Source organism: Wolbachia endosymbiont (group A) of Scambus nigricans (genome assembly GCF_947251485.1).
Classification (GTDB): Bacteria; Pseudomonadota; Alphaproteobacteria; order Rickettsiales; family Anaplasmataceae; genus Wolbachia; species Wolbachia pipientis.
Genome location: NZ_OX366356.1, coordinates 975,842 through 1,001,735, shown reverse-complemented (window position 1 = coordinate 1,001,735; position 25,894 = coordinate 975,842). Strand labels below are relative to the sequence as shown.

28 protein-coding genes, 1 tRNA gene and 2 pseudogenes are annotated in these 25,894 nt (G+C 34.8%); 16 read left to right on the top strand and 15 right to left on the bottom strand.

Annotated elements, in window-relative coordinates; translation table 11 throughout:
- Window positions 1–873 (bottom strand): protease modulator HflC, encoded by an 873-nt coding sequence (gene hflC, locus OPR46_RS05720; protein ID WP_265043230.1) that lies wholly within the window; start codon window positions 871–873, stop codon window positions 1–3.
- A gap of 2 nt (window positions 874–875) precedes the next feature.
- On the bottom strand, window positions 876–1,910 hold the full coding sequence (hflK, locus tag OPR46_RS05715) for an FtsH protease activity modulator HflK (protein WP_265043229.1): 1,035 nt from the start codon (window positions 1,908–1,910) through the stop codon (window positions 876–878).
- 453 nt (window positions 1,911–2,363) lie between these two features.
- On the opposite strand from hflK, the gene walE1 reads away from it, so the two are divergent.
- The 4 genes from walE1 (at window position 2,364) to OPR46_RS05695 (ending at window position 5,326) form a co-directional block, all read left to right on the top strand.
- Complete coding sequence (gene walE1, locus OPR46_RS05710; protein ID WP_265043228.1) at window positions 2,364–3,890, top strand: actin bundler; 1,527 nt, start codon at window positions 2,364–2,366, stop codon at window positions 3,888–3,890.
- 441 nt (window positions 3,891–4,331) lie between these two features.
- Window positions 4,332–4,667, top strand: a complete 336-nt coding sequence (gene cutA / locus OPR46_RS05705) for a divalent-cation tolerance protein CutA (RefSeq protein ID WP_006279213.1) — start codon at window positions 4,332–4,334, stop codon at window positions 4,665–4,667.
- Window positions 4,658–4,732, top strand: a tRNA-Gln gene (locus OPR46_RS05700). The genes cutA and OPR46_RS05700 overlap by 10 nt, the downstream gene beginning before the upstream one ends.
- A 201-nt stretch (window positions 4,733–4,933) precedes the next feature.
- Window positions 4,934–5,326: a hypothetical protein gene (locus OPR46_RS05695; protein WP_244263371.1), complete on the top strand. Its 393-nt coding sequence runs from the start codon at window positions 4,934–4,936 to the stop codon at window positions 5,324–5,326.
- Window positions 5,327–5,820: 494 nt separating this feature from the next.
- Here OPR46_RS05695 and OPR46_RS05690 read toward each other — a convergent pair whose 3' ends face one another.
- Both OPR46_RS05690 and recG read right to left on the bottom strand, forming a co-directional pair.
- Complete coding sequence (locus tag OPR46_RS05690; protein ID WP_265043227.1) at window positions 5,821–5,955, bottom strand: hypothetical protein; 135 nt, start codon at window positions 5,953–5,955, stop codon at window positions 5,821–5,823.
- Between the two features lie 531 nt (window positions 5,956–6,486).
- Window positions 6,487–8,508, bottom strand: coding sequence for an ATP-dependent DNA helicase RecG (recG, locus tag OPR46_RS05685; RefSeq protein ID WP_406833317.1), 2,022 nt, complete (start codon window positions 8,506–8,508; stop codon window positions 6,487–6,489).
- Between the two features lie 296 nt (window positions 8,509–8,804).
- Between recG and OPR46_RS05680 the strand changes: the two genes are divergently transcribed.
- Both OPR46_RS05680 and OPR46_RS05675 read left to right on the top strand, forming a co-directional pair.
- Entirely contained in the window at window positions 8,805–9,440 is a 636-nt protein-coding gene (locus OPR46_RS05680; RefSeq protein WP_265043225.1) for a hypothetical protein, read from the top strand.
- A 71-nt stretch (window positions 9,441–9,511) separates the two neighbouring features.
- Window positions 9,512–9,727: pseudogene (locus OPR46_RS05675) on the top strand (hypothetical protein); the annotation flags it as partial.
- On the opposite strand, the gene miaA reads toward OPR46_RS05675, so the two are convergent.
- Entirely contained in the window at window positions 9,724–10,608 is an 885-nt protein-coding gene (miaA, locus tag OPR46_RS05670) for a tRNA (adenosine(37)-N6)-dimethylallyltransferase MiaA (protein ID WP_265043224.1), read from the bottom strand. The pseudogene OPR46_RS05675 and the gene miaA sit on opposite strands and share 4 nt — an antisense overlap.
- 75 nt (window positions 10,609–10,683) lie before the next feature.
- On the opposite strand from miaA, the gene OPR46_RS05665 reads away from it, so the two are divergent.
- The 5 genes from OPR46_RS05665 (at window position 10,684) to OPR46_RS05645 (ending at window position 14,402) form a co-directional block, all read left to right on the top strand.
- Window positions 10,684–11,154 (top strand): hypothetical protein, encoded by a 471-nt coding sequence (locus OPR46_RS05665; protein ID WP_265043222.1) that lies wholly within the window; start codon window positions 10,684–10,686, stop codon window positions 11,152–11,154.
- 118 nt (window positions 11,155–11,272) lie between these two features.
- Entirely contained in the window at window positions 11,273–11,860 is a 588-nt protein-coding gene (locus OPR46_RS05660; RefSeq protein WP_265043221.1) for an L-threonylcarbamoyladenylate synthase, read from the top strand.
- A gap of 17 nt (window positions 11,861–11,877) precedes the next feature.
- On the top strand, window positions 11,878–12,699 hold the full coding sequence (locus tag OPR46_RS05655; protein WP_265043220.1) for an AAA family ATPase: 822 nt from the start codon (window positions 11,878–11,880) through the stop codon (window positions 12,697–12,699).
- Between the two features lie 73 nt (window positions 12,700–12,772).
- Window positions 12,773–13,567, top strand: a complete 795-nt coding sequence (locus tag OPR46_RS05650; RefSeq protein WP_265043219.1) for a hypothetical protein — start codon at window positions 12,773–12,775, stop codon at window positions 13,565–13,567.
- Window positions 13,568–13,739: 172 nt separating this feature from the next.
- A complete protein-coding gene (locus tag OPR46_RS05645) occupies window positions 13,740–14,402 on the top strand; it encodes a hypothetical protein (RefSeq protein WP_010082435.1) in 663 nt (220 codons plus the stop codon).
- On the opposite strand, the gene OPR46_RS05640 is transcribed toward OPR46_RS05645, so the two are convergent.
- The 7 genes from OPR46_RS05640 to OPR46_RS05610 all read right to left on the bottom strand — a co-directional run bounded on the left by OPR46_RS05640 (window position 14,399) and on the right by OPR46_RS05610 (window position 19,230).
- Window positions 14,399–15,895: a proton-conducting transporter transmembrane domain-containing protein gene (locus OPR46_RS05640; RefSeq protein ID WP_265043218.1), complete on the bottom strand. Its 1,497-nt coding sequence runs from the start codon at window positions 15,893–15,895 to the stop codon at window positions 14,399–14,401. The genes OPR46_RS05645 and OPR46_RS05640 overlap by 4 nt on opposite strands.
- A 230-nt stretch (window positions 15,896–16,125) precedes the next feature.
- A complete protein-coding gene (locus OPR46_RS05635) occupies window positions 16,126–16,482 on the bottom strand; it encodes a holo-[acyl-carrier-protein] synthase (protein WP_265043216.1) in 357 nt (118 codons plus the stop codon).
- Window positions 16,479–17,747 (bottom strand): proline--tRNA ligase, encoded by a 1,269-nt coding sequence (proS, locus tag OPR46_RS05630; RefSeq protein ID WP_265043214.1) that lies wholly within the window; start codon window positions 17,745–17,747, stop codon window positions 16,479–16,481. Before proS ends, OPR46_RS05635 begins: the two co-directional genes overlap by 4 nt.
- Before the next feature lie 60 nt (window positions 17,748–17,807).
- Window positions 17,808–18,026, bottom strand: coding sequence for a hypothetical protein (locus tag OPR46_RS05625; protein WP_265043213.1), 219 nt, complete (start codon window positions 18,024–18,026; stop codon window positions 17,808–17,810).
- Between the two features lie 42 nt (window positions 18,027–18,068).
- Window positions 18,069–18,626 carry a hypothetical protein gene (locus OPR46_RS05620; protein WP_265043211.1) on the bottom strand — a complete coding sequence of 186 codons (558 nt, stop codon included), beginning with the start codon at window positions 18,624–18,626 and terminating at the stop codon, window positions 18,069–18,071.
- A 20-nt stretch (window positions 18,627–18,646) separates the two neighbouring features.
- Window positions 18,647–18,883, bottom strand: a complete 237-nt coding sequence (locus OPR46_RS05615; protein WP_265043210.1) for a hypothetical protein — start codon at window positions 18,881–18,883, stop codon at window positions 18,647–18,649.
- Window positions 18,884–18,921: 38 nt separating this feature from the next.
- A complete protein-coding gene (locus OPR46_RS05610) occupies window positions 18,922–19,230 on the bottom strand; it encodes a hypothetical protein (protein WP_265043209.1) in 309 nt (102 codons plus the stop codon).
- Window positions 19,231–19,594: 364 nt separating this feature from the next.
- Here OPR46_RS05610 and OPR46_RS06900 point away from each other — a divergent pair, with 364 nt between their 5' ends.
- The 5 genes and pseudogenes from OPR46_RS06900 (at window position 19,595) to OPR46_RS05585 (ending at window position 23,092) form a co-directional block, all read left to right on the top strand.
- Complete coding sequence (locus OPR46_RS06900; RefSeq protein ID WP_265043208.1) at window positions 19,595–19,795, top strand: hypothetical protein; 201 nt, start codon at window positions 19,595–19,597, stop codon at window positions 19,793–19,795.
- Between the two features lie 206 nt (window positions 19,796–20,001).
- Window positions 20,002–21,257: pseudogene (locus OPR46_RS05600) on the top strand (IS4 family transposase).
- A gap of 241 nt (window positions 21,258–21,498) precedes the next feature.
- Complete coding sequence (locus OPR46_RS05595) at window positions 21,499–21,708, top strand: hypothetical protein (RefSeq protein ID WP_265043207.1); 210 nt, start codon at window positions 21,499–21,501, stop codon at window positions 21,706–21,708.
- A gap of 93 nt (window positions 21,709–21,801) precedes the next feature.
- Window positions 21,802–22,329, top strand: a complete 528-nt coding sequence (locus OPR46_RS05590; RefSeq protein WP_010082469.1) for a c-type cytochrome — start codon at window positions 21,802–21,804, stop codon at window positions 22,327–22,329.
- Window position 22,330: 1 nt separating this feature from the next.
- Window positions 22,331–23,092, top strand: a complete 762-nt coding sequence (locus tag OPR46_RS05585; protein ID WP_265043206.1) for an alpha/beta hydrolase — start codon at window positions 22,331–22,333, stop codon at window positions 23,090–23,092.
- A 175-nt stretch (window positions 23,093–23,267) separates the two neighbouring features.
- Here the strand turns inward: OPR46_RS05585 and trpS are convergent, their stop codons facing one another.
- The 3 genes from trpS to OPR46_RS05570 all read right to left on the bottom strand — a co-directional run bounded on the left by trpS (window position 23,268) and on the right by OPR46_RS05570 (window position 25,884).
- Window positions 23,268–24,266 carry a tryptophan--tRNA ligase gene (trpS, locus tag OPR46_RS05580; RefSeq protein ID WP_265043205.1) on the bottom strand — a complete coding sequence of 333 codons (999 nt, stop codon included), beginning with the start codon at window positions 24,264–24,266 and terminating at the stop codon, window positions 23,268–23,270.
- A gap of 33 nt (window positions 24,267–24,299) precedes the next feature.
- Complete coding sequence (locus tag OPR46_RS05575) at window positions 24,300–24,836, bottom strand: nucleotide exchange factor GrpE (protein WP_406833316.1); 537 nt, start codon at window positions 24,834–24,836, stop codon at window positions 24,300–24,302.
- 61 nt (window positions 24,837–24,897) lie between these two features.
- The gene (locus OPR46_RS05570; protein WP_265043204.1) at window positions 24,898–25,884 is read right to left on the bottom strand and encodes a polyprenyl synthetase family protein; all 987 of its coding nucleotides are present in this window, start codon (window positions 25,882–25,884) and stop codon (window positions 24,898–24,900) included.
- Between the last annotated feature and the right edge of the window lie 10 nt (window positions 25,885–25,894).

Sequence of the window (25,894 nt, the reverse complement as noted above, 5' to 3'; positions counted from 1 at the left end):
TTATTTCCATCCTTTATTTAAAATATCTAAAAAGTTATTGTTTGGTGAAAGTACAAATTTAGTATTATTTTCGGCAAATGATTTACTGTAAGCGCTCATAGAGCGATAAAAGTTAAAGAACTCTTCATCAACCTTAAATGCCTCATTATAAATTCTAGTTGCTTCAGCATAACCACGGCCCCTTATTTCGTACGATTCTTTTACTGCACTGGAGATAATTTCCCTTTTTAATTTATCAGCTTTTGATCTAACTTCCTGCCCAGCTTGCTCTCCTTCTGCTCTAATTTCTTTTGCTTCTTTTTCCCTTTCAGTTTGCATACGGCGAAATATTGCAGAACTATTTTCTTCTGGTAAATCTGCTCTCTTGATTCTTACATCTATTATTTCTATGCCAAATTTTTCAGCTTCAGAATAAACTCCACGCTGAATCAATTGCATAACCTCTGATCTTTTTTCATTCAACAAACTAATCAACGAGAATCTGCCTATATTTTCTCTTATGTGAGCTTCTATAACCGGATATAATCTTCTAACCAGACCTGATTCATTCCTCACAGCCTGGTAAAAAGTAACAGGATTTGTTATTTTATATTTTGCATACGCATCTACTATAATACGTTTTTGATCCGCTGTTATCACTTCCCTTGGGATCTTATCAGGACTTAAATCTAAAACTCTTTTATCAAGAAACTCTACACTATTTATGAATGGCAACTTAAAATATAAGCCACTTTCCCTAACATCCCTTACAACTTTACCCAGTTGTATAACTATTGCTTGCTTTGTTTCTTGCACAACAAATATTGAATTAGATAAAGTAATCAATAAAACAACAAATACAGAAACAAAAACAATTTTAATATTACTACTCATGGTTATTTTCCTAAATTTGTAAGAGGTAAATAAGAAAACATACCTTTCAGATCATCAGTTACAACAACTTTGTCTACCTTACTGAAAATATTTTCCATAGTTTCAAGATAAATACGATTCTTAACGAGAGAAGGATTCTGTCTATATTCCTCATAAAGAGATAAAAAGCGATTTGCATTACCTTTTGCTTCATTTATTATTTCATTTTCATATGCTTGTGCATCTAATTTTATCTTTATCGCTTCACCCTTTGCTCGAGGTATAATACCATTATTATAAGCATATGCTTCGTTTATAGTACGCTCTTTGTCTGCACGAGCACTTTGTACATCTCTAAACGAACTGATTACTTTTTCTGGTGGATCAATTTTTTTCATTTGAACAGATAAAATCTCTATACCCATTTGGTATCCATCAAGAATCTGCTGCAATAGAATTCTAGTATCTCTAGAAATTTCTGGTCTGCCTTGACCAAGTGCAAAAGAGATCGTATTTTTACCTATTATTTCTCTCATGGCACTTTCAGCAGCATTTTTAACACTGAAACCGGGTTTGTAATCCCGCACTTTGAATAAATAGTCCTTAGCATCTCTAACGCGCCACTGAACCTCGAAGTTAACGTTGACTATATTTTCATCTCCAGTTAGCATCACGCCTTCACCGCGATCTGTATCTCGCCCATAAGAACTACTTACCCCAATTTCTTCACGATTTACTTCCTTAACGTTCACTTTAAAAACCTTGCCAATAGGGTAGGGGAAGTGATAACGCAAACCAGGTGTTTCCGTATTAGAATATTTACCAAAGGTAAGTTCTATACTTTCTTCACTAGGATGGACAATATAAAAGCCAGTGCAAGCATAGAACAGCAAAATAATGAAAATGATGAAATAAGGTTTTTTGCCCCTGTTTCTGGTTAATCCATTAAGAAAGAACCTTATATCAGATACAGCTTTACTTAAAATATCTTCATTATTAGGAGTTTTGTTCCCTACCGGTTTCTTTCCCAGATTCCAAGGATTATTATCATCGAACATAATGATTGATTCTATAATTAATACGCTAATATTACTTCTTTAATAAGAAAATGCAAACATAAATTGCTATTTTATTTACAAATTAATCATCAGGATGGAAAACATGATCGTACACTTCCTTTTCTCTATGTAATATGGTCGACTCTATGGAATTTTCTGGCTTTTTTTTGAATTCTTTGTTGTCACTCTTTAAGTGCACTACGTCTTTGTGAAAATGGGAATTATACCTAAATAGTAAAGCTACTATTATTAAAGTTATAACAGCCAAAAAGATGAGTGTTCTTTTTCTATACTTCATAAATGCTGCAGCTTCTTTACCTAATTTTCTATGTTACCACAAAACATGTCAAGCGAAATTATTTGAAGACAAATAAATACTGGCAATCAATTTAACACTAACTTAAGAATCAAGGAATACAATTATAATATATTTAATTAATAGTGAGGTTAAAAATGTTACCTAATAAAAAAAGTTTAAATTCTGTTGAAACTGAAATAGACCTACAACAAGAAGGTAGTCTTGATTTGAATAAAACTATGCAAAATCTACCAAATTCAGATATTGCTAATGATCCCAAGAAGCTAAAAGAAAGAATTACTGACCTGTTAAAAGGGGATACAGAATTCTCTAAGATGAAACAAGGAGATAAGATTCTTGTAGTAAGTGCAGCAAGTGGATTATTTACGGCAGTACTACCACTTTTGGCAGTTGGTGCAACACTTGCTATACCAGGTGCTATAGTTGGTCTTGCTTTATATTTCGCTGTAAAAGTCGCTGTAAAAACAGTTCAATCTGGATATAAAGGGCTCAAGTGGTCAGCAGAAAAAACAGTTGATGGGGCGAAATATACTGCTGGGAAAGTTAAGGACGCATCAACATACGCTGCCGGAAAAGTTAGAGATGGTGCTGTGCATGTTAAAGATAAGGTGAAAGAAGGTTATGAACATTCAGTAGATTCACTGAAAAAAGGCGCTAGTTTTGTAGGCGAAGGAGTGGCAAATAAATTCCATAAGGCATCTGGTGAGACGGACTATTTAGATAAGGTAAAAAGGTTTACTCCAGATGCAATTAAGAAATCTGACGAAATAAGAAATGATATGAAAGCAATTTTTGCTGATAAAGGAAATAATTCTGGGTTAGTGAAAAATGTACTTTCTGGAATATCGTCAGAAATTGATTTAAAAATGGCAGAGAAGGCAAAATCAGGGGAGATTGAACATACTTCTGGATGGCAAGTACAGAAAGAATTCATTAATAATTTAAATGAAAAAAGCTTGCATAACTTGTTAACACAAAGGTCATTACCTAAAGCTAGTTATTTCATCGACAGTGTTTTCTCTGAACATTACGATGAAATTAAGAAGGTTATTAAAGAATGTAGAGAAAATCATTTGTACTCAAGCGTAAGCAATATGTTTGACAGAGCAGAGAAAAAAGCTAACAGGCCTTCTGTCAAAAGTTTAACTAGGTCTGTGTCATCATCATTCTCTTCACTGGGAAGAAAAGGCTCTGAACAATCTAACAGCTTGTCAAAAAGCAATTCACTAAATTCTATAGGAACTGAAAGTACTGCTACTGTCTCTGATTCAGATTCTCAGAACTTTGCAACAGTCCGTAGAAGCAATTCATCTAGTAGCTTAACTCCTAAGCTTACTCCAGTTGCTCCACCAGAACTACCTAGAAGCGCCTCATTGACTAACTTAAATGGACAAAGTTTTTTCAGTGAAGATGTTCTCAGTGATCCTATTGTGGAGCAAAACCTGGATAGTTTGAGTAACAGAACTCTCACTCACAGTAATTCTACTGATAGTGGAATGGATTCTGGTTCTTCTATGCTAACAAGAAAACAAGTTCTTCCTTTAAAAGAAGAATTTGACAGAGAACTCGAAGAAAAGTTGGCAAAACGACGCGCATCTCTAGATCAACCTAGTGCAGAACCTGTCAACTCAAGAGCTACAGCAACTCCAGGAACAGTGTAATAAGTAAAACTTCTACCTTCTCCAAAAGGATGTTACTCAATGAGTAACATCCTTTTTTTGTTTTTAAACTATAGAAAAATCCTAGATCCCAGCGGTATGCGTACAACCGTATGAACATTGTGATTTCTCTGCTAGGAAAGGTGTCATCCGAGTAGCTGACACTGGGATCCAGGAAAGTTTGCTTGTAAACAAGCAAACTAGCATAGAAAGTGGTTACAACGTTTTCGATGAGATTATATGGAAAACTGAATTCCAGTGTCAAGCACTGGAATGACATCACAGGGGCACTGGGATGACACCTTTACGTTTGAGGCAAACTAGCTATAACACTTAACATACTACCTTTGCAAACAAATGTTCATACAGTACGCGCTGGCGTTATTTTCTCTTGATGAATAAATCTCGGTAGAGTATAGTAGCAATGCATTTATGTAGCTACTAATGAATAATTTAGTTTTGGTTTATACAACTTTTTCAAATTTTGAGGAGGCTAAAACTGTTTCTGAAGAATTGTTAAACGAGAAATTAATTGTATGTGTAAATATATTTCCCGAAGTGAATTCTCTGTATTTATGGGAAGGTAAAATTAGTAATAGTTGTGAAGTAGTGGCAATCATGAAGAGCAGGAATGATCAAGTTGATAAAATTGTAGAAAAAATCGAAGCAATGCATTCTTATGATCAGCCAGCTATTGCTGTGATGCCCATAGAAAAAGCAAATAAATCTTTTACTAATTGGGCTAATAGTGTTATTGATGTAAGTAGTATTGGGGTGTAGCCAAGTGGTAAGGCAGCGGTTTTTGATACCGCCACGCGAAGGTTCGAATCCTTCCACCCCAGCCATATTGAAGTGGGTGTGAAATGATATCACTTTTCTATAAATCAAGATTATTGAATTATATATTAGGTAGTCTAAAAGATATAATTGTCAAACTGTTTCTCTTCACAATGTATCTTTACACATTCAGCATTGTGCTCATGTTTCTCAGCAATGGTTTTTGGTATGCTGTAGAATTTTGCTCTTTCAAAAATGCGTTTTACCGTTTGTTTCAATATTGCAAGTGGTATTATGAAAATAGGGAAGATCTCGGTTACGGAATTTCTATTCGAATATTAGTGGCGTTTCTTACTCCGCATTTTCTCTATAAATTATTACTTGGCACAGGCTGGAAGTCCTTTTTAAAGGAAAAGATAATACAGATACTCAACACAAGAAGAAAAAAGGGTAGTGAGTTCAGTAACAGTAGCAAACCAAGTGGCAGTAGTTATAGTGATAAGAATAATTACAGCAATAACAGTGGTAACAATGAGCGTCAAGCTCAAGATGCAAAGCGAAAAGTAAACATGATAAAGCAGCTATTAATCAAAGATATAGAGGCAACTATAGATAGGAGATTGAATTATATTTTTTTCGGTAAAAGGAGTAAACCTCATTAAGTATATAAAAAGGCTTTATCTAGTAAGGCTTTTTAAGGTTGGCTGTATTTTATTTTTTACGTATACCGGATCACAATCAGCCAATATACATGTGTGCACAAAATCTTGACTAAAGTCTGACAACCAAGAAATTGCCTTACGTTTTTCTACCAAGCTTTCTGTTTTTTTACAGTTATAGCTCTTTTTACAATAATCCGAACAGACCGTAATATGCTACTGGCCTGCTATAGCCATAAACACATATCTTATCGCATTCGGACTATTATAAGAAAGGCTATACTTGCTGCATCAATCATTGCCTGCGCTATTACTGATTTCCACAGCAAATAATACCTTTGTATATCATCTGACGTACTATTTGTTTCATAGTGGTTAAAAAATTCTTTAAAATTGAAGTTGTTTGACATAATGATACCTCTTTGGATTAAAATTTGAATGATTTGAGTTTATGTTGCCACAGCAGATTCCGCTAACACGTAGCGGGATGACGATTGTCAGGGCAGCGCCCCTATGATGTCATTCAAGTAGCTGACACTGGGATCCAGCCTTTCTGCAATCTCATCGAAAACGTTGTAACCACTTTCTATGCTAGTTCGCTTGTGAGCAACCTGGATTCCAGTGTCAAGCACTGGAATGACACCCTTTACGGGCTCTTAAATTGCAACTAATCTAAATATTTAAGAAATTTACCAAATAAAAAAAAGGCAAAAGAAGCCCCGTGGTTATTATCCGCTTTAAAATATTGGCGTTTTTTATGTTTTAAACGCTTGACAAGCGAAATTCAGCTGCTTTTAATTGCAACTAACTTACGCTGCAAATGTTTAAGAAATTTACTAAGCAGAAAAAAAGACAAAGAATCCCCGAGTTAGCTAGTCTTTTACTATCTCTGTCGAGTATTGGCATTTTTTGATGTCTTGTAACGCTTTATAAGCGCGTTCAGCTTATTTAGATAAAAATCTAGATGTAGATGAAGTTTTGTAAAGACATACAGTATCTATATACTGCAAAAAATTGAACATAAGACGCCGATACATTAAGTAATCCTTACCTTTTAATCTGCAGATTGGCGAAAGCAAATACAACAGCCTCAGTTTCATGATAAGGGGGCTGGCGAGGTTTGTCAAGGAAGTTTTTTCGTTTCTGCGGGCTACCTGGTTTTCCTACTGAAATTTTGAAAAATGTAATCTACTCCTATATTCAAATATATCAAGCAGTAATTCAAAATCAGCCATTGCGCCTTTTGCGTTATTATACGCGAGATTGAGCAGCTCTTTGTCCTGATATAAATCAGCAAATTTAAATTCCATACATCCTGATTGTTTTGTGCCTAAAATATCTCCACTGCCTCTTAGCATCATATCCCTTTCAGCAATGTAAAATCCATCTTGTGACTCACACATGATCTTTAACTTTGAAGATGAGCTTTTACTTAAATTATCGTATAATAATACACAAAAAGATGGCTTGTTTCCTCGCCCTACTCTGCCTCTTAACTGATGCAATTGTGATAACCCAAATTGCTCTGCATTTTCTATAATCATGATGGTTGCATCTGGCACATCTATACCAACTTCTATCACAGTGGTTGCAACAAGCAGAGAAAATTCATTCCTTTTGAAGGAAAACATAACTTGATCTTTCTGCTCCTGAGTCAATTTTCCGTGTATTATCCCGACTTTATCAAGAAATGTTTTTTGTAATTCCTGAAAACGCATCTCTGCTGCAGCAATATTGGTCTCTTCGTTTTCTTCTATATATGGACAAATCCAATATGCTTTTTCGCCCCTGTTTATAGCACCTTTTAGCTTTTCAATAACATCTGGCACCCTACTAATGTTCATAGTTACAGTTTTTATTGGCAATCTGGATTTTGGTTTTTCTTTCAAAATTGAAGATTCAACGTCACCATACATAGCTTGCTGCAAAGTTCTTGGAATGGGAGTTGCAGTAACGAAAAGTATATCGGCATTTTCTCCTTTTCCTACCAAGCGATTTCTCTGCATCACTCCAAATCGCTGTTGCTCGTCTATGACTGCAAGCCCTAAATTTTTAAATGTAACGTTAGCTTGAAATAGTGCATGAGTGCCAATCACTATATTTAAAACACCACTTGCAAGTTCGTTCATGATAATCTTTCTTTCCTTGCGCGAAGTTTTACCAGTAAGCAGCGCAACTTTTATATCGGTACAGGATAAAACTTCCTCAATCCAATTATAATGTTGCTCCGCCAAGATAGTAGTCGGTGCCATTAGAGCTGCCTGCATGTTGTTTTCTACCACATTTATCATCGCAAAAAGTGCAACTACGGTTTTGCCACTACCAACATCACCTTGCAGCAAGCTTATCATGCGATACTTGGATTTTTGTCTCTCTGAGATCTCATCTATTGCACGAGTTTGATCATTTGTTAATTGAAACGACAATTCATTTAAAACTTGCTCTTTATATTTACTCAATATTATAAATTCTCTTCCCCTTTCTTTCACATGATTTTTTCTTGCAAGTTTCAGCGCTAGCTGATACGCAAACAATTCATCATAAGCAAGCCTTTTTCTACAAACCTCAGCTTCCACCAATGAGCTTGGTCTGTGCAACTTTATGATGCTTTCCCTCCAACTTAACCATTTTTTTTGCTTGATTAATGTATCATCTATCCACTCTGGTAAATCAGGCAATTCCTTTAGATTAGAGCTTATTATGTTCCCAATGCGCTTATTGGTAATGCCACGGCATAATTGGTAAACTGGCTCTATGCAAGCTATTTCTTTAAATTGGTTGATGTCAAGCGACACGTAATCTGGATGAGTAATTTGCCAATGTTCAGCAAATTTTTCGAGTTTGCCACTGATGATCACATTCGCTCCAATTGGAAATAGTTTATATAAATACTTAACTGAGTAATTAAAAAAGACTATGAATATATACTGACTCTCACTTTCAACGACTATTTTATATGGTCTACCTCTAAAAGTGGGCGACTGATGTTCATAAACTTTTGCAATGAAAGTTGTAAATTCTCCAACTCGAGCATCAGATAGTAACTTGCTTCTATCCACATAACTAAGTGGCTTATAAAACAGCAGATCCACCACCTTGTCCCCACCACAAAGTTTAGGTAATATTGCGGAATGAAATTTAGGTATATTCTCCAGCCTGCTATTTAGAAAAATCTGATTGCTCATTGAGATTCATACATGTGTAAAACTGTTATAGAGCCTTTTTAAAATCTTGTCACCTTATGGTCAGGTATGCACTATAGCTAGCACAGCTCTCTAACGTTATACCGCGATTCATTCGCGGTATCTCAGCCGCTAACAAGTAACGGAATGACGAATTTGTTGTTTTTAAAATCGTCGGTAAGCCTAAGTTACCCCTAACTATATTTGCTATCATAGGGCTTATAATAGGTATTTTATTAACTCATTAATCATTTTTATGTATTATTATACCATTAGCAGTCTATATCAAGGTATTAATGATGAACAGCTCTACACCAAAAGAAAAGGAAAATCCAATAGTTACACTAAGAGCTCAAGCAGAAAAGTTTGGTTTTAGCAGGTTGAGGGCTGGTAAAGATAATGCTGAAGCGAATTCTGGTGCAACTATGTACGTAGATCTTCCAAGAATGAAACTTGTTATTCAGAACAAAGTTATAGCAAAAGAGCTTGTTGATGAATTATATAATAAACATACCAACCTCATTTCAAATGACAAAAATAAGTACCGCCAATTTGTAAAACAAGTTTTTACAGAGCTATTTGAATATGCTGAAGCAGAAGTTCCAAATGATTCTATTCTAGAAGAACTAATCACTAATTGTAACCAGGCTGCTTATGTGGGTGCATTGTATGGTAAAGGAGGACCTATCCTTCGTTTAGCTGAAACATATGGGTTATTGTTTCAGTCTAATCATGTAACACATATTAATTGTAGTGATCCAAGTCATGCGGCAATCAGAATTGAAGAAAAAATTGCAGTTCGCACTTTTGCAGAACTGGAAGAAGAATTATGTAAATTGGATAGCTCGCTAGAATTCACACTTAAGTCTCAAGGTGATAAAAATGTAACATATGAAGATGGTATAGCCTTTCTTATAATAGTCCGAATGCGATAAGATATGTGTTTATGGCTATAGCAGGCCAGTAGCATATTACGGTCTGTCCGGATTATTGTAAAAAGAGCTATAAATTGTCACTTACTGTTCCTAAGAGACTGAAGGACTATAATATAGGTGATAAAAACTTGTTTGACGTTATAAAAGAGTGTTTTCAGAAATTTTGCGAGAGGCTTGGATTTTTTTAAATAAAAATAGAGCATGGTTTAGGCGATCCACTAGAAGTAAGCGACCATCTGGAAAATATGGAACCCCCTATTCGTAGTAATGAGCACGGCCTGAATTAAAATATCTTGAGCTTGTTTGCACAATCAATCACTTCAGCATTTAGAAATTGTTTTTTAAACCAGGTATACTGACGTTTCGCGTAGTGTCTTGTGTTTGTTTGAGCAATTTGTATCGCTTCGTCTAAAGTAATCTCACCTTTCAAGTACTTTATAATTTCTGGCACTCCGTGTGCTTTCATAGCTGGCAAATGTGGGGCTAGGTTCATGCTAAGTAGCTTTTTTACTTCATCAATTGCTCCATTTTCAATCATTGTAATGAAACGAGAATTTATTTTTCGGTATACATCTTCACGTTTAGGCAGAATTGTATATATCTTAAAATTATTGAATAAAGGAGGCTGTCTATTCTCTTGCCATACAAAAATTGACTTGCCAGTTTCAGTGATAACTTCAAGTGTCCTTGAAAGGCGGTGCGAGTCATTCATGAACACTTTACCTTGAATCCTTGGATCTTTGCTTAGCGCTAATTTGTAAAACTCCTCTTTACTTAAATTTTTCCTTAATTCGCTTACATTTTTCCTCACTTCCTGACTTATTTGTGGCATTGATGATAAGCCTTTGATTAAACTGCTGATGTAAAGCCCGCTTCCTCCAGTGATGATAGGTATTTGAGCATTTTCTAATGCGTGATTAACTTCTTTTTCTAAATCTTCTAACCATAGACCCACGGAATAATTTTCTTTTGCTGAAACATAACCATATAGTTTATAAAATACTTCTTGCTTTGGTGGTTGAGCAGTAATTATGGGAATTTCTTCATATACCTGCTTTGAATCACAATTTATTATACTAATATTTCCATATTTTTCTATCAGGTTATCGCATAATTCTGATTTACCTGAGGCCGTAATTCCTGTAATAATTACTATATTATTTTTCATTTATATTAATTTAATTAACATATGATAAAGTGTAGTAAAAGTTTGGATTCTACAATCTAAAGTTTGGAGATTTTTATGGCAGAAAACAACGACAATAATTCATTTACTAAGCGTTTCACAAACAGGACTCCTGGCGGTACAGGGGAAGGTTTTTCCAGTAAGTATTCGTCTCAAAACACCAAAGAACGGGCATTAGGGGAAAAAGGAAAAATTTCTGAATTAGCAGGCAAAAAAAACGAATCCAAGGAAGCTTTTTCTGAAAGTGGCGGCATAAAAAGTAAAAGCAAAACTGTCAATGAAAGATCTTTTGCTGATGCAACAAAAAGAAGTAGGTCAGATCTTATATACTTAGTCCGTGGTAAAGATCGTGGAAAATCAGCGTGGCATTATGTATTAGTTGATAAAGAGAAAAGAGAAATGTTTCTAGCAAAAAGCAGAACTGGCTCTATAGATGTTGCAGACTATGGAGAGATTTTGTATTCAGGATGGGGAGAGGATCCACCACAGGCAATAATTGATAAAGTCAATGAAGAGTTTGGGTTGTAGCAAATCTGCATAACAAATGGTAAGCTGCGTTGCATTACGTTTACAAAAACTAGCAGTTACTATATAAGATACAGTGCAACAAAACTGATCTAGTTGTTATGAATAAGTTTTTAGCTATATGGTATCTAAAATAATAAATGCAATACAGAACAATTTATTAGTGTCTTTTCCAACAGAAACAGTGTATGCTCTTGCTTGTAATGCACTAGATAATGAATCTATAGGAAAAATATATCAGATAAAGAAACGCTCTCAAAATAAACCACTGTCTATATTTGTTAGTGATATTTACAATTTGACAAAAATAGCAAAGGTAAAGGAAAGATATATTGATTTAATAAACCACTTTTCTCCTGGACCAATTACCTATATTTTACCACTTAAAAACAACAACATATTGCCAAACGAATTCTTTAAAGATAGTATAGGTATCAGAATTCCCGAGCATCCTATTGCAATTTCAATACTAAACAAACTGAAAGTTCCAATAGTTGCAACTAGTACAAATATTTCAGGAAAAGAAAGTGTATGTAAGGCAAACGATATACCACAATCCATTAAGCAACATTTATCTGTAGTGATTGAAGATGACGAACTAGTTTCTGGTATAGAATCTACTATTATTGACTTAACCGAAGATAAGATTAAGGTTTTAAGGGAAGGTACAATTTCATTACAAACAGTAAACAACGCATTTTCAAACTAAAATCTATAGGAGAAAGAATGAAAAAAGTAATAGGCCACAACCAAGCCAAAAAAAAAATAATGAACAACTTATCTGTTCAGTCTTGGCTGATCTGTGGTAAAAAAGGTATAGGAAAAGCAACACTTGCAAAATCCTTCTCCAATTGGTTACTCATAAAAAACTATAATGAAGTAGCATTGGACTTACACATTGTTGAAGGTGATACTATCGGAATAGAAAAAGTCAGAGAAATGAAAAACTTTCTACACTTAAGTCCCATTCAATCAGAACACAAAATAGCTATAATAGATAGCTTAGAGGCAATGACTAATAACGCTAAAAACGCAATATTGAAAATATTAGAAGAGCCGCCAAAAAATTCTAAGATATTTATAATTAGCCATAAGCCATATGATATACAAACCACTATCTTGTGTAGGTGCTTTCAGCTAAATTTACTCCCATTAACTTATGATGAAACAAAGCAAGTTGCTTCATCTCAATGTAAATTTGATAATCAAACGTTTGACGAAATGATTACTTTATTTCCTGGAATGCCAGGAATGATAATAAATACAATAAGTAGTGATGCTTATGAAGCATACAAATGCTTTTATAAATTTCTTCATGATTTAAAGAATCCCAATATGATTAATAAAGTAATTAATAGCGAAATCGAACTAGAACTAGCATCATATATAATTCAGGCCTTCGTTTTAGAAAGCATAAAGAGAGAGGTAAATGGTGTTGAAATTCTGCTAAGTCAGTGGAAAAAAATAGATGAACTTTTCGTTGCCGCAAAGCAACTCCACTTAGATAAAAAGCATGTTTTAGCTAATGTAGTTAATATCATGACATAAGTTTACAAAGTATAATACTTTTAACATAAATTCATGATAAAATTCTGTTAATTTAATACTCGAAGTATATAATTTGACTGATAATAAATTAACTGTATGGCAATCAATAGAAGTTTTGACGAAAACCATATTGAACATGCAGAAAAAATTAAGCTTAATTAAGAATATAGCTTCAGATCAAGACATAACCCTAGAAAAAGGAAAGGAGTTGTTAAGTGGCATTTATGAAGCAAATTTTAAGCTAAACAAGACAATCAATATAGCTACTTTGCCAAAAATTGGCTATCATATGCTAAATGGTGAGCTTGTTGTACGTAATCATATTACGGAAGAGGAAGTAAAGATTCCTGGAGATTTTCATTACCTTAAAGTCGTAAAATCCGATCATGATAATTATAAATTAACGTTTTGTAATTTTTTAGGTAATGAGTTTTTTGAATATAAAAAGTATGATCCACAATATTCTGGTATTTCAGATGAATATAAATTTGTGGATTTTGGTAGTGTAAAAAAGACTCATAATCTAAAATTTAAGGAATACATTGGTCATGCACCTAAATTTTTTGCTGCAGAAGGGCCTATTGAGCCTGGATCCCAAAACCATGTAATTGATCTATTTGAGCTAGTCAAAAGTGGTAAAGGTAGAAAAGTGGGAACCTTTGCTGATGAATTTGGTTATTTTGATGATCAAAATAAATTACATTATTATAATTATCACAAAAGTGTAGAAAGTATAGCTCTTTTTACAATAATCCGAACAGACCGTAATATGCTACTGGCCTGCTATAGCCATAAACACATATCTTATCGCATTCGGACTATTATAAGAAAGGCTATAATACTTATGATCCTGAAAATTTCAGTGTAAAAATGATAAATATAGATGTGAGCAAAATCGATAAATTCTACCTCATTGCAGAACAAGGTGATATAATCATTCATCCTATTTGGGAAAATTTAGACATATTTTAAAGTTTTTTTTAGAGTATCTAAGCTTATTGTTATTATAATGATCCGATTAGGTCTGGTAGTATTGTGTTATGGAAGATAAATTGCTCGAATCAGTAAAAAACAAAAGTTATTTCAGTAAAGCAGTCGAATGGTACTGCCATAGGTATCTGTTTTGTGTAGCAGAAAGGTCTTGGATGGCATTAATAGTATCGCTTCTCCTAGTATGCTTATGTTTATTAACATTAAACATATACCTGTTATTTCCTATTAAAAAAGATTTAAATTTTGTGAAGTATATGAACCACACAGAAGATGAGTTCTCTGCAATGCATAAGCTTAGTTTCAGTAAAAAGGAAGATGAATACACTTCCACAGCGAGGTACTTAATAAGTAAATACATTGAAATATACGAGTCCATTAAGATCGTTGAACCGAAGTACCAAGAAAATTTTATAAGAAACAATTCTATACATAAAATCTATCAAGGCTTTCAGGAAAAAACGAATAATGAAGCTGGTAATTTGTCTTTATCTAAAAGAAAAATCGCCAACATCAATGTAATAACATTATCTATTGATCGATCGACCAAGGACTTAGTTACATTTGCTGGAAATGCTACTGTAGTTTTTACAACCGAGCAAAATAAGGAGGATACTGTGGAGATTAGCTTCACTTTGTCGAATATAAAAGCAACTCTGGCTGGTATAATACCATTTAAATTTATTGTTAATGGTTATAAATACAGATTTTAAAATATTACTTGGTAGCTAAAAAAAATAACCAAAGTGCACATAGCAGTAATAACTGGAGGTAAAACTAGAAGAATTGGTGTTTTTTTAATAAAGTAATTCTGAGAAGGTTTTAAGAAAAAGGCGTTGTAAATTATCGGTAAAAAGTACAGAGCGTTGAGTATAGTACTAACAATTAACACTAGAGTTACAAACACAGAAAGTATTACATTGCCAGAGTTGAAAACAGCTTGAAAAATGAGAAATTTACCCCAAAAAGTCGGAGCAGGCGGCACCCCTATCATAGACAATGCACCTATAGCAAATGCTGTCATGCTAATTGGCATACTGCGTCCTATACCGTAAATCTTATCTATATATTTCTCACCTGCTCTCGTTATTATTGCTCCGGCAACGAAAAACAAAGTGATTTTTGCAAATGCGTGGCAAACTAATTGAAAAATTGCAACCCTCATGCTGAGATCACTAAAAATTGAAGCGAATAATATAATATACGACAATTGAGAGATGGTAGAGTAAGCAAGCAATTTCTTTAATTCTTTTTGCTTTAGTGCAATCAATGATGCAGTAATAATAGTAAATCCAGCAGTGTACGGAAGCCACCCTCCAGCAAACCAATTTTGCTGCACAAAACGTTGCATGTTATCGACGCCGAAAGTGTATAATATAACTTTTATGATGATGAAAACTCCGGATTTCACAACAGCAACAGCATGCAGTAGTGCGCTTACAGGAGTTGGTGCAACCATTGCTTTTGGTAACCAAAAATGCATTGGCATTAATGCAGCTTTTCCTATTCCATAAATCAGCATAGCAAAACACACTGCAATGAAAGTGATGAGTGAAGTATCAAATTTGAATATTCCACCGCTTACAAAGTCTAAAGTATGAAATTCATGATATAAAAGGCCTATTGCAGGAAAAAATAATACCAAAGAAGAGAAAAATAGCACGCCAAAGTAATAGCGTCCTGCAATCATTGATTCATTTGTTGAGTTGTAAGTAACCAGAGGGTATGTACTAATAGTTAGAAGCTCATAAAAGACAAATGTAGTGAGCAAGTCTCCAGAAAAAGCAATAAACATTGCACAGCCAATCGATATTGAAAAAAAGCATAGAAAACTTGAGTGATTGCTATCAGCATAGTTATTCTGCATATAACATATTGCATATATACTGGTCAGCACCCATAAAAACGATATTAATAAACTGAATATTACTCCGGTAGACTCTAGCTTTAAACTAATGTGCAAATTATTACCAAAATCCATGAGAATAAATTGAGAATAATCACCATATACCCAATATAAAGTGCACAGACACGTATACGTAAACAGAAGTACAGAAGAAGTGACAGTAATACTATTGTTCACTCTGGGCCATTTACCAGTAAAAAAAATAGCTAACCCACTCAAAAGTGGAATCAATGCAGTAATTAATAAATAATTCTCGGTAATTGAAAATGGTAAGGAAAGATACATTAAGATATAGTCCATTAAATTTTCTGTTTAGGTAAAGCTGGAATTATACTCAAATCATAGAAAAACTGCTATGTTTTTTTGGCAAACTAGTTGTTTGTGTATGCTATAGCTAACACGTCATACCGCCGCGGTATCTCAGCATAGATTCCGCTAACTAGTAGCGGAATGACGGTTTTTCAAGTTGTCGTAAGTCAGTTTAGCTATATAGATAGCACAAAGTCAACTGCATAAATTGAAAATATCTGCTAGACGCAAATTACAACAAATGCAGTAGCGTAATCTCCATCGTCACTTAGAGAAAGATGAATTTTGGAGATAAAATCCTTGCTAACGGTAAGATACGGCTTGCCTCTTACATCATTGTATATTTCTATATCTTTCATTGTAATGCTCTGACCACTACCTCGTGCTTTAACAAAAGCTTCTTTTGCTGCAAAGCGTTTAGCAAAATACCTTGCTCGCATTTCTTGACTATTATACTTTCTACTTAGCTCTATTTCCTTTTTAGTGTAGATTCTATTGAGAAATTTTTCCCCGTATTTTTGTAATATTCTCAATACTCTTGGTATATATACTATGTCAGTGCCGATACCGTGTATCATTTTTTGCTAAAGTGATTTATTGCTTCTTCAATCTGCATTTCCTTTACCTCTCCAGTTGCTCTATTTTTTACTTCAACTATCTTTTCATCTATTGCCTTTTTTCCGACAATTATTTGCCACGGCAAGCCTATCAGATCCATTCTAGAAAATTTTACTCCTACACTTCCTTCCGTATCATCGTAAAGCACTTCATCGCTCTTCAAAGCTTTGTATATTTTATCTGCAGCCTCCGTTACTTTCGTTTGTAAATTGATTAAACCAATTCTGAAAGGAGCCACCGATTCTGGCCAGATAATTCCCTTATCATCATGAAAAGCTTCTATTATTGCGCCGACAAGCCTTGAAACCCCAATACCATACGAATCCATATGTATATTGACATTTTTTCCATCTTGAGAAGTAACACTTGCCTTCATAGGCTTTGAATATTTGTCGCCAAAATAAAAAATATGCCCTATTTCAATACCTTTACTGACATTTAACTGCTCTTGCGGCACAAGGCAAGTTTTAGGGTTGTGCATATCATCTGCAACTGCGTATATACTCTTCAGATTTTCAATATCTTCACTCTCTAGTAGTTCAGAAAATTTATTGTCATAATATAAAGTGCTCTCACCAGTGTTTGCCAATATATGAAACTCGTGGCTCAAATTTCCTCCAATTGGCCCCGTATCAGCTCGAACTCCAATTGGGGTAAGTCCCATGCGTTTGAAGATTTTTATGTAAGTTTTGTACATCAAATTATATGAATTCTGTGCACTTTCGTAATCCACATCAAAACTATATGCATCCTTCATCAAAAATTCCCTGCCCCTCATAACACCATAACGTGGTCTTACCTCATCACGAAACTTCCATTGAATTTGGTATAAACAAAGTGGCAAATCTTTGTAACTTTTTACCACATCTCTAATTAAATCAGTTGTCACCTCCTCGTGCGTTGGACCGAAAAGCATATCTTCCTCATGCCTATCCCTTATGCGTAGCATTTCCTTACCGTAATCATCATAGCGTCCTGATTCTCGCCAAAGACTTGCCGGTTGCACACAAGGCATTAACACTTCAATAGCACCGGATTTGTTCATTTCATCCCTGATAATGTTTTCAATATTTTTAAGCACTAAGAGACCAAGTGGTAACCACGTATAGATGCCAGATGCTATCTGCTTTATTAAACCTGCACGTAAAGAATATTGATGGGAGATAATTTTAGCATGAGCAGGCTTTTCCTTTAGAGTTGGTAAGTAATACTTGGATAAACGCATATAATAGATCTGATTGTATTAAGTAATCTTAATACAATCAGACTTGTAGGTAAACTTATTTTAAGAAGAGCGTGGAACACCTCCCTTTGAAGCAGAAAATTTTGCGTGGTCCTCGATAGGAGGAATAGATGAATCTTGCACCTTATTATCCACTGGGTTAACACTCTTTACTTGTGCTATAGAAGATGAATTAACATGCGAACTTGGTGGCTCCTCTGTCTTTTGTTCAAAATATAACGGAGATGTGGCTCTAGATCCTATACCACTGTCAAGACCCACGCTTCCTTCTTCCTTGCTTGATGGGGGATTTGTGTATTTTATCTACTCCTTTTCTGCCTGCTCTGGCTCTGTTTGTGCGTGTCCATCTTCATTACTTGTCCAGCTAGACTGCTCACTTTCATTATCTGAGGGTGCCATGACTGCTAATCTCTCCTCAAGTGCCTTTTTAAGATCTGAATCATTCTCATTCCTCTTCCTTCTCTCTTCTTGCAATTTATCAACTCTCTTATTATACTTTTCTTCTTGCGTTTCTTTTTTGTCAGTGCCCTTATTACTTTGTACTGTATCAGAATCTTGTTTTACAATAGAAACTCTTTTAAGCTTCGCTCTTTTTATTTTTGCTTCTTCAGCCAAACTAGAAGAGTTAGTACTATGAGATGTACTAGATGTACTTGCAGTAGCGCCAGTTTTATTTTTTATTCTTTCCTTATACACTGCAAGTGGATCGATTTGTGTTACAGGAGGAGGTGGTGGTGGTACTGCACCACTTGGTGGAGACGAAGGGGATAGTAGTACACTATGTGGTACTTGAGAAGATGCTGTATCACATGTTTGCGGAGACTGTGAAGGGGAAGTAGGCACACTTGATTTATCCTGCAAACTAGTACCACTATCAACTTTTATCTGTGTTCACTATCTTGCTTAACAGGCTTTTCTTGTGGTACTTGAGGAACCGCTGTAACATGTGTTTGCGGGGGCTGTGAAGGGGCAGTAGGCACACTTGATTTATGCTGCGAACTAGTATCACTATCAACTTTTATCTGTGATCCACTATCTTGCTTAACAGACTTTTCTTGTGGTACTTGAGAAGATGCTGTATCACGTGTTTGCGGAGGCTGTGAAGGAGAAGTAGGCACACTTGATTTATGCTGCGAACTAGTACCACTATCAACTTTTATCTGTGTTCACTATCTTGCTTAACAGGCTTTTCTTGTGGTTCTTGAGATGCAGTATGGCCGGATTCTTCTCCACTAAGATCTATTTTTTTCTTATCACCAGCTCTAGAAACGGCCAGTCTAATAAGACATATCACTGAAACCAGCGCAACAATCGCAGAAACAGCAAAAATTGCTAAAGGAACTGCTTCAATTGCACCAGAACCAGAAACTGCTGCAATAACATAAGGAAGATGTATATAAATTGCAACGGCAGATACACATAATGATAAAGCAGCAATTGAAATTTTAAGTTTAGATGTAGACATTTTTTACCTCATTAACCAATGGGATACTAATAATAACTAGATTATCAACAGTGTCAATAATTAATTATGAAAAATAAAGTCAAAATTTGAATAGATAAGCTATAAGTAATATACAACCAGCAATAGCTATACAATAGACTTCTTGTATAACCCACACTAAGTAGAAAAAAGGTGTCATCCAAGTAGCTGACACTGCTCTCCTTTGTCATTCCAGTGCTTGACACTGGAATGACACCGAAGGGGCTACTGCCGTCTTGGATGGAAACCAGTGTCAGAACTAGTTAACCATGGGGCTTCTTTTGCCTTTTTTTCATTTGGTAAATTTCTTAAATATTTATGGCTAACATGAAGCTAAGTACGAACTTTGTTAAACATAACAAATGGTGCCATTCCAGTGCTCCTTTTTTTGTCATCCCAGTGCTTGACACTGGGATCCAGCTTTCTTTATAAATTCACCAAAAGTGCTTCATTCTATAACGCAAAACCCATACTCACCAAACCCAATGCATTACTTGCAATTAAGTTTCCTGGATCCCAGTGTCTGGGCACTGGGATGACATCATAGGGACACTGGGATTACACCCTGACAATCGTCATCCAGCTACTTGTTAGCGGCTAAGAGATACCGCGAATGAATCGCGGTATGACGGTTCGTGGCGGCATGACGATAACCTCGTCTCACTGCCATTAAGTTAAGGAAAAAAGATAGATTTTATGGGATAATGATGTATACCAATAAGTTTAAAGGTAGTATGAGTAAAAAAGGCAGTAATAAAATTTATTCAAAATGAATTGGTAAGTCTAGAATTTATAGAATCCCATAAATCATCTTCAAAAGATTTTATGAGAAAGAGGAAGTTATCTTTTATTGACATATTTATCTTAATTTTAAGAAAAAGTGTAAAGTCGCTGCAAGTAATACTAAACGAATTTATTTTATATAGGAAAAAAGACTATACCGTTACTGCTAGTGCTTTTAGTCAAGCAAGAAAAAAAATGAAACACAGTGCATTTTCAGAAATTAACGAAGGTGTGGTTTCCTTGTACTACCAAGACCAAAAATTTAAAACTTGTTTTGGCTTTAGAGTCTTAGCTCTTTATGCCTCCAAAATCATTTTACCAACAAGCGTTGAAATAAAAAATGAATTTGGCTCAAGAAAAATACGTAACCAAAAACCAAAAGATTTAGGTGATTATGCAAGTGCAACCTTTGCGGTTTGTTAAGATGTGCTAAATAATGTTGCCATAAGGTCAGTGTTAGATAGAGGTAACACTCATGAAATTAACTTAGCAGATGAAATGCTTAAAGTTGTAAATACTAATGACTTACTGATTTGTATATTTATCTTATAAATTTCTTTCTAGCCTTACAAAAAGAAAAATTGCTTATGTCATTCGATGTCCCAGATCATCTTTTAATGAAGTGAATGCTATGTTTGAAGAAAAAAGCCCATCTAGTGTTGAGGTTACCATATGTGCTCAGCGTAAGATAAAACAAGAAAATAGTGGAATAACGCTTCAAAGTGGTACTGCCATCTGGTGAAATTGAAGTGTTAGCTACATCATTAATGGATGAACAAAAGTTTCAAACTGGAGGATTTAAGGAGTTATATTTTTTACGCTGGGGAGTTGAGACATTTTTTGCAAAACTCAAAGGAAGACTAAGTCTAGAAAATTTTACAGGAAAAAGTGTTGAGTCTGTTAAACAGGATTTTTGGTCAGCTATCATTATTAGCAACCTAGAAAGTGTTATGACAGAAGATGTAGAAGAAGCGTTGAATATGGACTTAACCGATGATAAGCTTAAGAGGAGCATTAACAAATCTGTCTCATTTAACGCGATCAAAAACTTGGCTTTCGACATTTTTGCTACGGAATCAGATACTGACTGCATTATGGATCAATTATCAAAGCTATTTTTGATGAACACTTTGGCGGTAAGAAAGGGAAGGAAAGTTGATCGTCATAAGGTACCTTATCTTCGTTCGTTCAATTACCAAAAAAGGGTTAGAAAACACATATTTTGACTAGAGGTAGTATTCATATCTTCTGATAATAACTGGGTAGCTTATTGCCATAGCTCCTGTAAAATGACTTCTAAACAAACTGTTTCTTAAGTAATTTACACTTCAGAGTTTATCTGCTTTAAAGTTTACTCTATTCTGTTTCAACATTTGTCATAAATCCTTAATTATTTCTGACTTTTTAGTTCAGTTTTTAACCATTCTTTCCTTAACTTAATGGCAGTGAACCTCGTCATCCCGCTACTTGTTAGCGGGATCTCTTGTTATAGCTCTTTTTACAATAATCCGAACAGACCGTAATATGCTACTGGCCTGCTATAGCCATAAACACATATCTTATCGCATTCGGACTATTATAAGAAAGGCTATAGCGGCTGAGATACCGCGAATGAATCGCGGTATGACGGTTCGCGGCGGTATGGACGTAGGAAAACCTTTCTTGGGTCAGCTATAGAGACTCTCATCTTTAGCGAGCTTCAAGGTAATTGGTTGCTATTTGCGAAAATATTCGCATAATTTAAGTAACATTACTTAATAAAAATTAACTATGGAGCTTAATAAGATTGCAGCATCGATTTTACTTTCTGGGCTAATCATTATGATAGTTAGTAATGTAGTTGATATGCTTTACAGTCCAGAAGAATATAAGATTGAACACCAAACGATAGTAGCTGCTGGCAGCAATGAGTTCCAGCAAAAAATCGAGCAAGTGGCGCTTGATATTGGAGCGCTCATGCAGAATGCTAGCTTTGAGAAAGGTAAATCAGCAGCAAAAAAATGTATAGCCTGCCATAGTTTTGAGAAAGGTGGAATGAATAAAGTAGGACCAAACTTATGGAACATAGTTGGAAATAAAAAGGCCCATCTTGGTAACTCATTCAATTACTCAAAAGCAGTGCTTGAAAGAGGTGGAAAATGGGGGTATGAGGAGCTATTTGCCTTTTTAAAGAACCCAAAAGCCTATATAAAAGGTACACGTATGGCATTTGCAGGTATTTCCAATCCACAAGAAATTGCAGATCTAGTTAGTTATTTGCATCAATTGAGTGATAGCCCGGTTGCTTTGCCAAAGTAGTATGGATTATTGTAAATTGTTTGATGGAAATAATGGTCACATAGCATATCGAAAGCTACAAGGAAAGAAAGCTTCTGTAGTTTTTTTCGGTGGATTTGCATCCAATATGGATGGAACTAAAGCAACTGCTATTTACAAATTTTGCCAAGAAAATGACGTAGCACTTGTGCTATTTGATTATTTTGGTCACGGTCATTCAAGTGGTAATTTTATTGATTACACGATAAGTGATTGGCAAAAAAATTGTGCTAAAGTAATGAGTGAATTAACTAGCGATAAACAAATAATTATAGGTTCAAGTATGGGAGGATGGCTGATGTTGCTCACTGCCCCTCAATTTCCAGAAAAAATTGCAGCACTAATTGGTATATCGTCTGCTCCCGATTTTACTGAAGATTTGATATTCAAGCAATTGTCAGGCAAGCAAAAAGAAGAACTAGATTCTAAAGGTGTAATAGATTTTACTTCAGAGCATTGTACATACAAAGTAACTAAAAATTTGATCGAAGATGGCAGAAAGAACCTTCTTTTAAACAAAAAGACAATAGATATAAACTGTCCTGTGCGCTTGCTGCATAGCATTAATGATAAAGATGTTCCTTATCAAACTTCATTGAATTTAGCTGAAAAAATTAAGTCAACCGATGTTGAAGTACACTTAATAAAATCAGCAGAGCACAATATGTCTGACAATCATTCACTGGAAGTTTTATTTAAGACCATTAGAGAATTTTGTAACCAGACTGCATTCTGTGATTTTTAGCAAAACACGATTTTTCATTTGAGCTTTCTTCAACTTAAAATAAATACAGAAAATTGCTGCCTATAGCTAAACTGACTTAGATTTACCGACAATTTGAAAAACCGTCATCCCGCTACGTGTTAGCGGCTGAGATACCGCGGCGGTATGACGGTTCGCACCATCACACTTTGGAACCTTACAGATATTGAGCAAATCCAATAATATCCTTGATTTCTTTTATATTATGGGTTGCAATTTCTGCTGCTTTCTTTGTGCCTTTTTTTAATATTTCATGTAAATGGAATTGGTCTTTTAAAAGATCATTCATTTTCTCACGTATGGGTGATATAACACTGATAATTAAATCAGCTAACTCTTTTTTGAAGTGCTTCATGTCATGTTTGTTCACTTCTTCACATACTTTTTCCACATTTACATTACTAAGCACTGAATAAATGTTTATCAAATTGCTTATTTCTGGTCGGCACTCTAAAGTAGCAAAGCCTAGAATTGAATCTGTTTTTGCTTTTTCTATTTTTTTAACAACTAAATCATCTGTATCATCAAGGTTAATGCACGAATATTCTGAAGGGTCAGATTTACTCATCTTGCTTGTGCCATCTCTTAAGCTCATTATCCTTGATGTGCAATCCAAAGTTAAGATTTCAGGTACGATGAAATAATCCAGTTTATAATGATTGTTAAAAGCTGATGCAATATCACGTGCAAGCTCCAAATGCTGTTTTTGATCATCACCAACAGGAACGTATTTAGTTTGATACAACAATATATCTGCAGCCATAAGTACTGGATAACTATATAATCCAAGAGAGGCTTTTTGTTTATCGCCGCCAGCTTTATCTTTAAATTGAGTCATGCGATTAAGCCAACCAATTGGTGTATAGCACCCAAGCAGCCAGCCCAGTTCTGCATGACCACTAACCGTGGACTGATTAAAAATAATGGACTTTTCTGGATCTATTCCACATGCAATATAAGCTGCTGCTGTTTTGAAAATATTACTTTTTAATTCACTTGCGGGAAGCTTATTTGCTGTGATTGCATGTAGGTCGACAATACAAAAAAGAGATTTGTATTTATCCTGTAAGTCTATCCACTGTTTGATTGCACCAAGATAATTACCTAAATGTAGTACGCCACTTGGCTGGATACCTGAAAAGACAATACTTGTCATTATACATTTACCTCATGCTAATCGCTTCCACAATCAGCAAGAAATAATAACAATTGCAGGGCGAAGCAACCTATTTTTGATAGTATAACCAGTTTGTAGTACCTCTACAATGGTGCCAGGCTCTTTTTCATTGTCTTCTCTTTCCACAACAGCTTGGTGTAAATTACTATCAAAAAGCTCACCAAGTGGATCTACTTCTTCTACTTCATGTTTTTTTAGATCATTTATAATTTTTTGATATGCTACTTTGATTCCTTCATGAACAGGATCACCGTCTTTCAAAATTTCCATTACTTTTTTTAAATTGTCACACGAGTCGATCATATCACGTGCAAATTTTGTGACTGCGTAGTCACTTGCATCGCTAATTTGCCTTTGCATTATACGTTTGACGTTTTCATTATCTGCAACAGCACGGCGTAAATGATCTTCAAGCTGAACTGCACGTTCTTTTAATGTATTGAGATCTTCATTTAAATCATCAGTCTGCTTATTTTGTTGGTCGTCACCTTTCTGCCTACTTACCATATCAGCAAACTTCTTCTTTTTCTCTTTACTACTATCTGACATATTATTACCCTTAAGAATCTAATAAATATATAGCAATTAATACGAAAATATCAAGCGCCAGCTACATTCGTCTTTCTATGCTCGCATTTAAAAAGTCAATTAAAGTAGTTTTATAAAAAGAATCAGAAAAAGTACTAATATCATTTTGTGCCATATTAATGTAGTGTCTAGCTTTTTCCATAGAAAGCTGAATGGCATTATGGTGATTAATATAGTGTAATGCTTGGTCAAAATTGTGTCTAGCTGAAGAAAAGCATTTTTCCCAGAATTTTTGCTCTGCTGGACTGCCCTTTTCGTATGCTATAATAGCAGGTAAGGTGACTTTACCTTCGAAAAAGTCTTTTCCGACTTGCTTTCCAGAAGTGCCTTGATTAGCAGTATAATCGAGCATATCATCAACTATTTGAAATGCCATACCAAAATTAAAACCAAAATTCTTTAGCCTCTCTGTTTCGTCATTTGTTGCACCAGATACTGTAGATGCAGCTTCACAGCATGCAGAAAATAAAGACGCTGTCTTTTCTCCAATGATATCAAAATAATTTTCCCTGACTGTGTGGGGGTCAAAACGTGTTGTCATCTGCTTTATTTCACCCTTCACAAGTAAATGCGATGCTTTAGATAAAATAGGGAGAATATTTAAATTTCCACACTCTATAAGCCATCTAAATGCTAGAGTCAACAATAGATCACCAACTAAAATGCTTGATTTATTCCCCCAAATCTTATTCGCTGTTTTAACTCCATGGCGTGCCTCACTTTCATCGAGCACATCATCATGAAGTAAAGTAGCATTGTGTATAAACTCTACCGATGCAGCAACGTTGATCCTATTCTCCCCAGAATAGTTTAGCATTTTACATATAATAAAAACTAGTTTAGGCCTTATTTTTTTTCCACCTGACCTAACAAGATGAGATATAATATCAGTAGCAAGCTTAGCATCTTCATCATTGACATTTTTGAAGACAAAGTCATTCATAGCTGACAAATCAGAAGATACAATATCGTCTAATTTATCGCTGTTTGTTAAATCAGTATTTAGCATTTTAAGAGAC

Bases quoted from the DNA above. Each gene is read 5' to 3' on its own strand.
- hflC (WP_265043230.1), bottom strand. From the start codon at position 873: ATGAGTAGTAATATTAAAATTGTTTTTGTTTCTGTATTTGTTGTTTTA.
- hflK (WP_265043229.1), bottom strand. From the start codon at position 1,910: ATGTTCGATGATAATAATCCTTGGAATCTGGGAAAGAAACCGGTAGGG.
- walE1 (WP_265043228.1), top strand. From the start codon at position 2,364: ATGTTACCTAATAAAAAAAGTTTAAATTCTGTTGAAACTGAAATAGAC.
- cutA (WP_006279213.1), top strand. From the start codon at position 4,332: ATGAATAATTTAGTTTTGGTTTATACAACTTTTTCAAATTTTGAGGAG.
- recG (WP_406833317.1), bottom strand. From the start codon at position 8,508: ATGAGCAATCAGATTTTTCTAAATAGCAGGCTGGAGAATATACCTAAA.
- OPR46_RS05680 (WP_265043225.1), top strand. From the start codon at position 8,805: ATGAACAGCTCTACACCAAAAGAAAAGGAAAATCCAATAGTTACACTA.
- miaA (WP_265043224.1), bottom strand. From the start codon at position 10,608: ATGAAAAATAATATAGTAATTATTACAGGAATTACGGCCTCAGGTAAA.
- OPR46_RS05665 (WP_265043222.1), top strand. From the start codon at position 10,684: ATGGCAGAAAACAACGACAATAATTCATTTACTAAGCGTTTCACAAAC.
- OPR46_RS05660 (WP_265043221.1), top strand. From the start codon at position 11,273: ATGGTATCTAAAATAATAAATGCAATACAGAACAATTTATTAGTGTCT.
- OPR46_RS05655 (WP_265043220.1), top strand. From the start codon at position 11,878: ATGAAAAAAGTAATAGGCCACAACCAAGCCAAAAAAAAAATAATGAAC.
- OPR46_RS05645 (WP_010082435.1), top strand. From the start codon at position 13,740: ATGGAAGATAAATTGCTCGAATCAGTAAAAAACAAAAGTTATTTCAGT.
- OPR46_RS05640 (WP_265043218.1), bottom strand. From the start codon at position 15,895: ATGGACTATATCTTAATGTATCTTTCCTTACCATTTTCAATTACCGAG.
- OPR46_RS05635 (WP_265043216.1), bottom strand. From the start codon at position 16,482: ATGATACACGGTATCGGCACTGACATAGTATATATACCAAGAGTATTG.
- proS (WP_265043214.1), bottom strand. From the start codon at position 17,747: ATGCGTTTATCCAAGTATTACTTACCAACTCTAAAGGAAAAGCCTGCT.
- OPR46_RS05610 (WP_265043209.1), bottom strand. From the start codon at position 19,230: ATGTCTACATCTAAACTTAAAATTTCAATTGCTGCTTTATCATTATGT.
- OPR46_RS05590 (WP_010082469.1), top strand. From the start codon at position 21,802: ATGGAGCTTAATAAGATTGCAGCATCGATTTTACTTTCTGGGCTAATC.
- OPR46_RS05585 (WP_265043206.1), top strand. From the start codon at position 22,331: ATGGATTATTGTAAATTGTTTGATGGAAATAATGGTCACATAGCATAT.
- trpS (WP_265043205.1), bottom strand. From the start codon at position 24,266: ATGACAAGTATTGTCTTTTCAGGTATCCAGCCAAGTGGCGTACTACAT.
- OPR46_RS05575 (WP_406833316.1), bottom strand. From the start codon at position 24,836: ATGTCAGATAGTAGTAAAGAGAAAAAGAAGAAGTTTGCTGATATGGTA.
- OPR46_RS05570 (WP_265043204.1), bottom strand. From the start codon at position 25,884: ATGCTAAATACTGATTTAACAAACAGCGATAAATTAGACGATATTGTA.